Source organism: Algoriphagus aquatilis, from assembly GCF_042657405.1.
In the GTDB taxonomy this organism is placed as follows: domain Bacteria; phylum Bacteroidota; class Bacteroidia; order Cytophagales; family Cyclobacteriaceae; genus Algoriphagus; species Algoriphagus aquatilis.
The window spans coordinates 203,758-215,893 of the sequence record NZ_JBHSKS010000007.1; the positions used below are offsets into that span (position 1 = coordinate 203,758).

A 12,136-nucleotide genomic window follows, 5' to 3' on the forward strand; every position below is an offset into this window, starting at 1 on the left:
AAATACCTTTTTATGGGGAAAAACCGATCCTGTCTTAATCTGAAATTCTTTATTCTACAGATCGTGCTTTCAGCACTCTGGAAAATAAAAATCACATTTCAGCCCAGAATTGAATTCTGGGCTTTTACAGGTTGTGCCGCCGGCACAAGGATGTGCATCAAAGTTTCTCCGTAAGTATCAACTGATTTGAGGGCAAAACAACATTGGTAATTGACTTAGCTTGATCGTTGCGCTGAAGGCGCAAATTATAACAGCCCCAAATTGAATTTGGGGCATGAATTGCATAAAGTAATTAGAGCCCTGAAAGGGCGATCTGTTACCAAGCACATCATTTTAAAGGATTGCCAATTTTTGATCAACAACCCTGATTATTTAGGGTCAAAAAATTCAAACCTTCCTCCACATCATCAACGGTAAAATCCAAAACACCCCCACCATACTAAACACCAAGCCCCCAATCGTCCCCACGGCTAGGGAAAACCAAAAAACCTCTGTCTGCCCGTCCATGATAAATGGAACCAAGCCAAAGCAGGTGGACAGTACGGTCAGCCAAATCGGAATCGCTTTCCCTGCCACAGATTTGAGAATGTTCCGGTTGAACCTACCCTTTGGGCGATTGTTGAAATCATTCAGGATAAATATCCCTGCATTCACCGCCAAGCCTCCGAGCATCACAAATGCCGCAAACCCTCCCCGATCAAAATTGAACCCTCCTACGGAAAAGATCAAAAACAGCCCGATGAAACTGATCGGAATCAAAAACATAATAAAAAACGGCTGTCGGAAATTCTCAAACAGAATGGTGCAGATAAAGAAAATCGCTACGATCAACAGCCCCAACAATCCATACTGCCGCTTGGCTTGCTCCGTATTCCAGCCCCATTCTTGCTTTTTGGCTTCGTAACCGATGGGCATTTGGGCTTTCATTTCTTTCAGCACTTCGTCCAGGTACTCATTGCCAAACTTGGCCGAACCCATGTATTCAAAGGACACCACTCGAATGTATTGCCGGTCTTCTTTGTGCAGAGCGTTGGTGGTATTTTCCAGATTGAGCGTGCCAAAATCTGCCACTTTCAGGATTTTATCCTCTCCGCTGATCAGTCCTTTTTTCTCCAGATCAAACTTGCTAAACTCAGCAGAAGTCCGTTCTCTCAGAATCAATCCATAGTTTTTATCCGCCATGGTCAGATAGCCGCTCGGTCCTTGTGGCTTGGAGAGGTCCTGCAGGGTATTCAAGATTTCATATTGGCTCGATCCTCCCAACGCGATTTGATTTTGATCCAGGCGCAGGACATATTCCTGGGTTTTCTGCTCATCGTAGCTCAGTCGCTCATTGGTATTGACCGTCTGAATCCGCTTGTGCTGCAGGAGTTTTTCGGCCAAAATATCTGATTGACGCTCCAACTCATCGAAGTTGTACCCTTTCATCTGCACCCGAAACGATGGGATCCCCTCTCCTCCACCTCCGGTGTAAAAGCCCTGCCCGACTCCATAGATATTCCATTGTGCCCCGCTCCAGTCGGTGGATTTGACGGACAGTTTTCCTTTGAGTTGGTAAGGCAAAGCCCCTTTTTCGTAGGCTTCCTTGAAGGTGATGATGATCTGTGCACTTTGCCCCGAGCGAACGAAAGTCACAAACTGATCGATACCCTCCACGCCTTTGAGATACTCCTCAAATTCCCGCATGATAAAATCCATCTGCTCCAGAGTATTCCCAAAAGGAAGTCTGGCTGAGACATACAGTCGGGTTTTCTCAGGTTCCCGATACACACTTTTCTCATAGACTCCACGCACAAACATCCGCAGGGTCCCACCCAAGGCCTTATCCACCCAAGAACGGATTTCTTCCTGATAAAAGGTATTGCCGATGGTCTTGTTGTACCATTCTTTTTCTTCCCACTTGGCAGGCAAAAAGAAAATCGGCGTTCCAAAAAGTAACAAAATCAATAACAAAAATGTCTTGCGGTAACGGGCCGTCCAAGCAATGCCTGTTTCGTAGCGCTGTAGCCAGCCAACCCGCTTTTTCAGCTGTGGAAGCTTAAGCTTTCGGCCCTGCTGCACGGATTCTTTGAAAAGCAAGCCATAAAAAGCCGGAGTAAAAACCAAGGCAACCAGCAAACTCACCCCAAGCATCACCGATACCACAATGGAAAACTCGGTAAGATTCTTCCGATCCTCCTCCGGCAAAAGCAGCACCAACAGCAGTGCCGCAACAGTAGTCAGGGATGCCGCAAGCAAAGCCATAAACACATGACGGTTGCGGTACTTGTGCAAGTGATCCACCATCACGATGGCATTGTCCACCACGAGTCCAAAACTGATCGTCAATCCCGCTATGGTGTACAAATGAATGTCCACCTGAAGAAAATACAGGATCATCGCAGTCAAGCTCACATTGATCACGATGCCCAAAAAGAGGATACTCAGGTATTTCCAGTTGCGGTTGATGAGGAAAATGAAAGCAATCAAGATCAAAATCGACAAACCAGATCGCTTGTAGATTTTGTTGAGTTCTTTCTCGAGAAACTCCGTGTCATCGTTTTCCAGCCGGATTTCAAAACCCGGAGGCAGGTTGATTTTGGCTGATTCGATGGAGTTTTTGAGGTTTTTGGCCAAAAGCACCTTATTCACCCCGTCGCGATTGTAGACCGAGAGGGTCACGGAATTGTTGCCATTGATGCGGTAAAAGCTCATCGGCTCGGCCTCCTCCAAGGTGACCGAGGCGATATCTTTCAGCCTTACCTCCATCCTTTTATCCGTCTGAATGATCAGATTCCCGAGTTGATCGATCTGATTGAGCTTGCGGTCCACGGTTACAAAAAGCGTCTCGCCTTTAGAATTGTAGACAGTACCGGGATACAGCTGCCCAAAGGCCTGATTAATCTGCTGATTGAGAAAGGATCTGCTGATACCAAACGACTGCATTTTCTGCACATCGAAGGTCACAAAAAGCTGAAGTTCATTGGCTCCACGGATCTGCACTTCCTCCACTTCCGCAAATCGGGTGAGGGCAGGCTTGATCACATCCTCGGTGATTTTCCGGATTTCAAAGGAGGCAAAAGGCCCATTCACGCTGTAGGTCAAAATCGGCGTCTTGAAATCACTCCGATACTCCGCGCTTTGGGTCACATTGGGATAGGAAAGCCGCTCGTCCAGCTTGGGGTAGACCTGCCGAATCAGGGCTAAAACCTCAAACTTTTTGAGTTCCATATCCGCCTTTTTGTCAAAGCGAAGTATGATATTGCCCCGATCGTAGTTGGAGACTGAGGTGATCTGCTTGAGTTCGGTGAGTTGGGAAAAAGCACCTTCCAGAGGCGAAGTAGCCAATTTCTCGATCAATTCGGGCGAAGAGCGGGGAATCCCATAGCTGACTGTGAGTACAGGTTCGCGCTCCCGGGGATTGAGATCCACCGACAGCAAAGGGACCGTGGCAAAGCCCAAAATCCCCAGCACGACAAAGGCGATCAGTACCCGAAAATTCGTCATCGCACACCGGTTTTATGGGACAACGAATCAAAAAACCAATACATCAAGGGTACAAAGTACAAGGCTGTGCCAGTGCCGACCGTCAGTCCGCCGATCACCGCATAGACCAAAGGCCGCTGCAAATCTGCACCCAAACCTGCACTGAAAATAATCGGAATCAAGGCTAGGATCGTGGTAATCGAGGTCATCAGGATCGGCTTTAATCTGATTTTCCCTGCCTGATGCAACGCGATGTGCAGAATTTCGGAACTGGTTAAAGTTGAATTTTCTCCCATCTCCTGTTTCAGACGGTTGATCGTGTCGATCTTCAAAATGGCATCATTGACCATAATTCCCAGCATGACGACCAAACCAATTGCTGACATGACATTCAGGGATGAGCCAGTTAAAAGCAAAACCAAAAACGCACCGGCGATCCCCAAGGGCAAGGTCAGCACCACAATCATTGGCTGAATGAAACTCTCAAACTGGGCGGCAAGAATAAAATACAACAGCAACACGGAAATGATCAGAATCCCGATCAACTGGCGAAGGGTCTCCTGATCCCGGAAAAACTGCCCTTTCAGCTCCACAGCGAGGTTTTTGGCGACTCCCCAAGAAATGTATTCCTTCGATTTGGCATCAGGGTTCTCTGCTGCCACCTGCACACTTTGATAGATTCCTCCACGGTCAGCCGTCACGTATTTGTACTGATCGGCATAGCGGTAATCCACAAATTCACTCAACAAATAGGAAGTACTGTCTGAAGCATAGATTCGGGTAGTACGAAGCAGGTCCTCAAAGCGATCCTGACTTTCTTGCAAACGGATTGGGGTGACCTCCCCAAATCTGCGAATATCCGTGATGGTAAACACACCAAACAACCGTGAAAGCTGCTCCTGCACTCCTTCCACCGGGATTTGGTACAGTGCTAGCTTTTCCGCTAAAAGCGAAAATACCATAGAACTCTCCTCCTGCAATCCCGGACCGGGAGTCCACTGATCAGTAGGAAAGGTCTCCAGCCAAGGTTTCATCTTGTCGGCGGCAATCGGTTTTTTGGCATTCAGGTCTTTCCATCGCACCTCGTAGTAGGCTTGATTGGAGCTGAAGAGCTGATCAAAGGCATTGGGGGCGTCACCGAGCACGTAGCTTGCCATCGGATAGTCCTTTTCCAATCGCTCCCGGAGTCGGGCGATTTGCTCTTCTTTTTTGGTTTGGGAGGGGAAAAGCAAGTACAACAAGGATTTCTGAATCGAATTATCCCCGTCAAACAGCAAAAACTGTCGGACTCCGATCTCGGCCTCCGCTTGGGTGTAGCCTTCGATATCCCGGATCAGCGTGAGCAATCGGTCTCGGTTTTGGCCTGCGGAAATGGGCTCATTCCAGTCGATCTCCAAGGTCGCATCCGGCTTCTCGATGGGCGGAAGACCTTCATTTTTCAGCAGCAAACTCAAACCCAAACCCAAAGGAATCAGCATCAAAAAGAAAGCGAGGGCGATTTTTTTTCGTGCAAAAATCCATTCAAAACCCTTCTCATACCTACCCAAAACCCAGAGAAAAGCTTTTGGCTCCCCCTTGAGCTCTTGTCTTTTTCCAATCCGATAGATCATCCAATACAACAGTGGCAAAAGAATAAATGCCACCATCAGCGACACAGACAGAATCGCTGCCACCGCCACCGCTTGATCATAAAATAAAGCACCGGCTATTCCACTCAGAAAAACCAGCGGTACAAATACCGCCAACGTCGTCAGCACCGAGCTGATCAAAGCGCCCATCACTTCGTTGGCCCCTTGCACACAGGCCTCTAATAGGGGCAAACCGGATTCTCGCTTGCGAGTGATATTGTCCAGCACGATGATCGCATTGTCAATCAGCATCCCAATCCCCAAGGCAAGGCCGGAGAGGGAAATGATATTGATCGAAATGTTGAAAAAGTAGAAAACCAGAAAACTGATCAGCAGGGAAGTCGGCAAACTGATCCCCATAATCAGCGGAATGCGAAAGTCTTTGATAAAGAGAAACAAAACCCCAAAGGCAAACAGTCCACCGAAAAGCAAGCTGGTTTGGAGGTTGGAAATCGCTGCATTGAGCAGATTGCTTTGGTCTTGGGTGAGTTCGAAGTCCACCTGAGGATAGTCGGTGCGGAAGAGATCCAAGGATTTTCGCAACTCCGGAATCAGCTCGTTCATCTTGGCGGCAGCCTGCTTGTGCACCGTGATGACCAAGCCTTCATTCATTCCAAACAAGTGGTAACCCAGCATTTCCTGGGTTTCGTATTGGGCTTTGGCGACTCGACCCAAAGGAACAATCACACCTTTCTTGGAGCGAACAGGCAGGGATTCGATGTCTTTGGGCGTATCCACACGGGTAGCCAGTCGGAGAAAATAGCGAAACTGTCCATCCTTGACACTGATGCCGGGGAGCTCGGCATTGCCCGCCTTGACGGCGTCGATCAACTCCTGCTGCGTCATGCCCAAGGCAGCCAAGGCATCCTCATCGGGCTGTACGGAAATAATTCGCTCCCGCTTACCATTGATATCCACAAGCGAGACACCCGGCAGCTGCTCGATACGCTTTTTCAGGACATTTTCTGCCAGCAAGCTCACCTCCACAGGGTCCGTGCCCGCTTTGGGTACCACCTGAACCCTGGCCACAGGAATATCAGAAGTGTTGATCCGGATCACTTCAGGGCGGGGAAGGTCCTTGGGCAGAGCATTGGTCAGTCGGTCGATTTTTTCATTGACATCGATGTAGGCCAGCTCCATCTTGACCCCATAGTCAAAGGTCAGCCGCACCGTGCCGATCTCCGAACCCGCCTTGCTTTCCATTTCTTCGAGTCCATTGAGCGTGATGAGGCCTTCACGGATTTGACGTAGGACATTTTGCTCGATGGATTCGGGTGAGGCATTGGGGTAGGTGACTTTGACCACGATCTGAGGCACATCGGTGGGAGGCAGGAGCGAAATCGGCAACAAACGAAACGCAATCCCCGCAAAGACCATCAAAGCCAAAAAAGACATGGTGACGGCAATGGGCCGATTCAGCAAAAATCTCACCATGGCTTATGGATTTACGATTTTGACGGGAGCTTGATGGGCGAGCTGGAGGTTGTTGCTGGTGATGACGGTGCTGTTTTCCGGGATACCGTCGAGCACTTCGATCTCCCGGCCGTTGTCCTTACCTACTTCCACATAGTTCCATTTGGATTCCTTTCCATTTTCGATGGTAAAGACCACCGCCCTACCTGAGCGGAAAACAACCGCATCCTTGGGTACCACGAGACTGTTGCTCTGGGGGGCACGGATGATCGCACGGGCATTCATGCCGGGAAGGAGATTTTTGGAAGTAGTGAGTGTGAGGGATACTTGCACGAGGCCGTTTTCATCCACCTTGGGATTGATCGCGGTGACCCGGCCTTCCAAGGCATTTTGGGGATCAGAGATGGGATAGACTTCGGCTTTTTGACTGGATGAAATCAGCGGAATATCCGACTCGAGCACTTTGACCCGAAGGAGCAGCTGATCGGTGGAAAGGATCTCGGCAAACTCTGCATTTTTGGTCACCAAGCTGCCTTCTTTGAATTTGATATTGGCGATGCGGCCGGATACCGGGGCGCGCACCTCGCAGCGGGCAAGGTTAAGTTCGGCTTCCTTGAGCTCGACTTCGGCAAGGGAAAGACCCGAGTTCACGCGAATACGATCTTGAACGGTTTGGGACACTTTAGGATCTTTGGACTCCAAGGCGAGCTGAAATTGAGCCTTGAGCACTTCTAGCTCCGATTGGGCTTTGCTTAGATTGATGCGGGCTTTCTCCAAGGCGAATTCTGCCTCCCGACGATCCAAGGTGGCGATGACTTGCCCTTTCTGGACAAATTGCCCCTCCAGAATCTGAACCTTCTCGAGGTAGCCTTCCCGCTCCACGAGTGCCTTGACTTCAGAAAGTGCTTCCAGCTTGCCGGTGGCATTGATCAGGTAGTCAAAGCTTTTCCGCTCGGCAGTGGCTGTCCGGACTTCGGTGGCAGCCACTTCGTTTCGGAAAGACTCAGAGGGGATTTCTTGAGAACCCTCTTTGGCTTCGGAACAGGCGAACATCGCCCCCGAAATCAGCAAAACAATCGAATTAAAAACGCGCATGTGGTACGAGTTGGAAGTTTTAGAACTAAGATATAAACAAATTAAGCTAATATTACTGCTATTGGGAAAATACTTTAAGAAATTTTCCTATTTAAAAATCAATTTCATAAAAAAATAAAAACATAAACCAATCAATAAAGGTGAAAAACAAACATATTTAATACAATATAATTAAATGAGCATTAAGCAAATATAAAAACATTGTATATATCAATATTTACTTATTGTTATTAAATAATAATCCATTATATCTTCACTTTTTTGAACTTTTGATTTAATAAAAATTTTTCCACCAATTGGGATACTCATAGCACCAAGATCGGGTTGGATACTTGAAAGATCAGCTTCTCCAATTTTGTTTAAATTAATATCAAAAACTTCAATAAACTTACTTGATTTATCCCCATCTTTCCTGCCTTTCACTAACCTGTAAAATAGTTCACCCTGGAGCTTAAAAAATGAACCAAATCTTACATCATCTTGCCATTTATCAGATTCTAACTTGAAATCATTAAATGATGATGTATCGAAATTTTTATTTGGCTTTGTTTTTTCAGAATTAAATAATTTTGAAGTAGGACTGAAGTCCTGAATAGAACCATTAATCAATTGATATTTATGAAACTTACTTGAAAACGGATAGGAGATTATCAAAAAATCTTGTTCTACCTTTATCATCGGCAAATAAGGGTTTTGAGCTAAAAAAGAACCTTCTTTAAAAGAAATTATATGATCTTCGAATTCTTCTATCAATTTGAATTCTATAAGTTTCATATCACTATTTATAAAATCAAATGAAACCAGCTTTTTATTAAAACCATCAAATGTCTCAAAAAACAAGTAAATTTTTGAATTTTTATAGTTTAAAAAATTAAACCCATCCGAAATAGAATTTCCTCTTGTCACGTATTCTAACTTTTCATCGACGGCAAATGGTAACTTTGAAAATTGAATTCTTTTGATTTGAAATGAATTCGGTATATAAACAGAATTGTGATCCAGAAAAATAAAGTTGTTTTCATATTCAATAAAGTAATTAAATGATTCTACTCCATTAGGCCCTTCAAACGGAATCTCCACTCCCTTTGAAACAGATAATATCTCTTCATTTATTGATACAGTATCAATAGTACGAGTAAATGAATTAAAAATAAAAAATCTATTTGGGTCGGATTCCGATATAGCAACAGGAAATTCCAATTGGGAAGACAAGCCAACTTTTGACAAATCGACAGAATATTTTTGACTGACCTCAAACTTAACAAGTTGCTCTGAGGAAAAATCCTCAGAGCAACTGAAAAGCGTAATAAAAATTAGACAAATAAATTTTATTCGCATACAATTATCGCTCTAATAACAAACAAAAAGTAGATACATTTAGATAATAATGATCCACTTTTTACAATTTTGATTGATGTTAAGAAGATGAGTTATTAATCGATATAATCAACAAGAACATAGATGGTATGATTTTGACCTTCAGGATTTCCATCACACAAATCAACAATTACAAATTGAGACCCAGGGCTGCAATTAGTAATCGCATCTTGAACCATATCAGAAATACTTTGAGGACCACAGGCATTCCAGGTACCTGAACAGGGTTTGGCAACAAAACTTACCAAACTAAAAACTAAAACAGCCAATAATTTTTTCATTTTTACCATTAAAATATTGATTTATCCCCTTTCACACCATGCAGGGCGGAGAAAAATACCCTAAAAAATCCAGACTCCGGCGCCGACCTTGATCTTTCGTTGGCCAATCTACCCCCCCCTCCTAAAAATGCAAGTCTAGTTTGAAAGTATTTTTTCATTTTTAGTTAACTGATTGATTTTCAGGGATATGTTTTTTAGTTAGTAATGCTAATTATCAATAGATCAGCTAAATAGCTTACTGCTCCACAGAAATCACATCGCCTATGACCACTTCCTTTTCCATCAGTTCTGCCGCATACGGAATCCAAAGTCCTTGTGAAAAGACAAAGGCATGGGAAGGATCGTACTTCAAATTTCCACGAGCAAATTCCGCCTCCCGATGGTCGAGCGTAGCGATGACTTGCCCTTTCTGGACAAACTGACCTTCCAGAATCTGAACCTTCTCGAGGTAGCCTTCCCGCTCCACGAGGGCCTTGACTTCAGAGAGTGCCTCCAGCTTGCCGGTGGCATTGATCAGGTAATCAAAGCTTTTTCGCTCGGCAGTGGCTGTCCTGACTTCGGTGGCAGCCACTTCGTTTCGGAAAGACTCAGAGGGGATTTCTTGAGAATCTTCTTTGGCTTCAGAACAGGCGAACATCGCTCCTGAAATCAGCAAAACAATTGGATTAAAAATGCGCATGGAGTACGAGTTAAGAGTAAACAAACTAAGATATAAAATAATTTTTTTACAAAAAATCAAAAACTTCATTTATTAAATCTTAGGTAGACCTATTTATCTAATGGAATTTCAAAGAATTGGATTGAGCTAGTCTGATATTCATAAAAAGCAAATTTATTTCCTTCCACATTACAAAATTTGGTAAAATAATCATCCTCTCCTCCTAACTTAATAATTGTTTCCAAAACAATTCCATTTTCTAAATCTAAACGAAGTAAAGTCCTAGGATTAGGAGGAAGTTCTGGATTCCTCTCATAAATCAATAAATACAATTTATCATCAATCAATTTAGCATCCGATATTAAACTTACAAGACTATTATTTTTGGATTTGTAAAATGTTGAAAAATATTCTTTAACAATTGAAAATTGGGGAAAATCCAAAATATTGATTCTATTTTTTAACTGAAAATTTTTATCATACTCCGAAATCATTCCGTTATAAGGTTGTACAAAAAAATATGAATCTTCTCTAATAAATGAAAATGAATTTAACATATAATGATTTAAAAAAGTATTTGGCATATCTTCCAAATACTCCCCAAAACGCTTCATATTACCAGTTTTAAGATCTATAAGCACAAATGGTTCTTCTTCAAAATCGACTCGAGAATATATCAATTCATCCCCATTGGTATCAAAATTAATTAAATCAGTATCTGATACTATTTCATGTTCACTGATTACCTCATTAGCGGAATATTGGAAAATCTTTCTTTTCTCAGCACTGTAGACCCAAACTGAATTATTATTAAATTTGGCAAAATTTGGATAGCTTGGATAAAGTAATCCAAGATTATCGAAACTATTATGCAACTGAAAATCTTTAGATAGAGAATATAATCGATTGTAATCATACTCTGTAATAATAAAATTGTTATTCTGCCAATCAATATAACTAACACCAGCCAAAATTATTTCCTTGTTTATTTCATAAGAAGACAAGGTTGAATACAGATCAATTTCCTGAACCTTATTCTTTGAGCAAGCAAATAAAATTAAAGAAACTAAAATAATGTACGTTTTCATAACTATGAATTTTAAAGCTAGCCCTAATGGGCTAGCCTAATTAAACTAAGGAATTTGAGGATAACAGTAGTTTCTAACCCCATCACATTCCACCCATGGATTTTGTGTTAATGGCCTTGAACCTGTACAACTTGTTCCAGTGCATGATAAAGTTGATCCTTGTGAACCACAAGTAGTCTCTCTCGTGCATTCGGCTACAGAATAAGTAGTGAAGCCTAAAGTGAGACCGATCAGCATAATTAAAGAAATTACTTTTTTCATAAATATTAATGAATTTAAATATCACCAGAACCAACCCTTGGTTCTGCAAAAAATACAGACCTGTGCGCCGACCTTGATCTTTCGTTGACTAATCTATCCCCCCGCTCCTAAAAATACAAGTCTAGTTTGAAAATATTTCTTCATTTTTAGTTAACTGTTTGACTTTCAAGGATAAAATTTTAGTTATTAATCCTAACAACCAATAAATCAGGCTACTAGCCTATTTCTTCAAAGAAATCACATCGCCAGAGACCGCTTCCTTCTTCATCAGTTCGAGAGCATACGGTATCCATAGACCTTGTGAAAAGACAAAGGCATGGGTGGGATCGTACTTTCCTTTTTCCAAGGCAAACTCCGCCTCCCGACGATCCAAGGTGGCGATGACTTACCCTTTTGGGACAAACTGCCCCTCCAGAATCTGAACTTTCTCGAGGTAGCCTTCCCGTTCTATGAGTGCCCTGACTTCAGAAAGTGCCACCAGCTTACTGGTGGCATTGATCAGGTAGTCGAAACTCTTCCGCTCTGCAGTAGCTGTTCGGACTTCCGTGGCAGCCACTTCGTTACGGCAGGACTCGGAAGGGATTTCTTGGGAATCTTGTTTGGCTTCGGAAAAGGACATGATAAAAAGGGTTAGAACATCTAATCAACCAGTTAAAAAAAAAAAAAATAGACCTAGTCTTAGACTTCCAAAATAGAAGGATTAAGATATATAAGAGAAAAATAATAACATGTATTGATTCCAATGGGAGTGTTCACTAAACTGTGTCAGTTTGGTTAAATCGATCTTCAAAGTAAGCGATTAGGTCTTTTCTAATTGATGGCCATGCGAAGATGGTTCCGTTCCATTTTGTCTGAGCGTTCATGGTTGCT

Annotated in this window: 9 protein-coding genes; all 9 read right to left on the reverse strand. The window is 43.4% G+C overall.

The features are described 5' to 3' along the window. Positions 1 to 387 precede the first annotated feature (387 nt). The 9 genes from ACFPIK_RS10955 to ACFPIK_RS10995 all read right to left on the reverse strand — a co-directional run bounded on the left by ACFPIK_RS10955 (position 388) and on the right by ACFPIK_RS10995 (position 11,885). Positions 388 to 3,486, reverse strand: a complete 3,099-nt coding sequence (locus ACFPIK_RS10955; RefSeq protein ID WP_377915154.1) for an efflux RND transporter permease subunit — start codon at positions 3,484 to 3,486, stop codon at positions 388 to 390. Beyond that, the gene (locus tag ACFPIK_RS10960; RefSeq protein ID WP_377915156.1) at positions 3,483 to 6,527 is read right to left on the reverse strand and encodes an efflux RND transporter permease subunit; all 3,045 of its coding nucleotides are present in this window, start codon (positions 6,525 to 6,527) and stop codon (positions 3,483 to 3,485) included. Before ACFPIK_RS10960 ends, ACFPIK_RS10955 begins: the two co-directional genes overlap by 4 nt. Before the next feature lie 3 nt (positions 6,528 to 6,530). Then, entirely contained in the window at positions 6,531 to 7,601 is a 1,071-nt protein-coding gene (locus ACFPIK_RS10965) for an efflux RND transporter periplasmic adaptor subunit (protein ID WP_377915158.1), read from the reverse strand. 210 nt (positions 7,602 to 7,811) lie between these two features. Then, positions 7,812 to 8,939 (reverse strand): hypothetical protein, encoded by a 1,128-nt coding sequence (locus ACFPIK_RS10970; protein ID WP_377915160.1) that lies wholly within the window; start codon positions 8,937 to 8,939, stop codon positions 7,812 to 7,814. 95 nt (positions 8,940 to 9,034) lie between these two features. Continuing rightward, positions 9,035 to 9,268, reverse strand: a complete 234-nt coding sequence (locus ACFPIK_RS10975) for a hypothetical protein (protein WP_377915162.1) — start codon at positions 9,266 to 9,268, stop codon at positions 9,035 to 9,037. A gap of 226 nt (positions 9,269 to 9,494) precedes the next feature. Then, a complete protein-coding gene (locus ACFPIK_RS10980) occupies positions 9,495 to 9,938 on the reverse strand; it encodes an efflux RND transporter periplasmic adaptor subunit (protein WP_377915163.1) in 444 nt (147 codons plus the stop codon). Positions 9,939 to 10,027: 89 nt separating this feature from the next. Beyond that, positions 10,028 to 11,005, reverse strand: a complete 978-nt coding sequence (locus ACFPIK_RS10985; protein ID WP_377915165.1) for a hypothetical protein — start codon at positions 11,003 to 11,005, stop codon at positions 10,028 to 10,030. Between the two features lie 481 nt (positions 11,006 to 11,486). Next, entirely contained in the window at positions 11,487 to 11,639 is a 153-nt protein-coding gene (locus ACFPIK_RS10990; RefSeq protein WP_377915167.1) for a hypothetical protein, read from the reverse strand. Positions 11,640 to 11,651: 12 nt separating this feature from the next. Further along, positions 11,652 to 11,885 (reverse strand): hypothetical protein, encoded by a 234-nt coding sequence (locus ACFPIK_RS10995; RefSeq protein WP_377915169.1) that lies wholly within the window; start codon positions 11,883 to 11,885, stop codon positions 11,652 to 11,654. Positions 11,886 to 12,136: the final 251 nt, after the last annotated feature.

Coding starts and splice junctions, on each gene's coding strand:
- ACFPIK_RS10955 (WP_377915154.1), bottom strand. CDS start 3,486: ATGACGAATTTTCGGGTACTGATCGCCTTTGTCGTGCTGGGGATTTTG.
- ACFPIK_RS10960 (WP_377915156.1), bottom strand. CDS start 6,527: ATGGTGAGATTTTTGCTGAATCGGCCCATTGCCGTCACCATGTCTTTT.
- ACFPIK_RS10965 (WP_377915158.1), bottom strand. CDS start 7,601: ATGCGCGTTTTTAATTCGATTGTTTTGCTGATTTCGGGGGCGATGTTC.
- ACFPIK_RS10970 (WP_377915160.1), bottom strand. CDS start 8,939: ATGCGAATAAAATTTATTTGTCTAATTTTTATTACGCTTTTCAGTTGC.
- ACFPIK_RS10975 (WP_377915162.1), bottom strand. CDS start 9,268: ATGGTAAAAATGAAAAAATTATTGGCTGTTTTAGTTTTTAGTTTGGTA.
- ACFPIK_RS10980 (WP_377915163.1), bottom strand. CDS start 9,938: ATGCGCATTTTTAATCCAATTGTTTTGCTGATTTCAGGAGCGATGTTC.
- ACFPIK_RS10985 (WP_377915165.1), bottom strand. CDS start 11,005: ATGAAAACGTACATTATTTTAGTTTCTTTAATTTTATTTGCTTGCTCA.
- ACFPIK_RS10995 (WP_377915169.1), bottom strand. CDS start 11,885: ATGTCCTTTTCCGAAGCCAAACAAGATTCCCAAGAAATCCCTTCCGAG.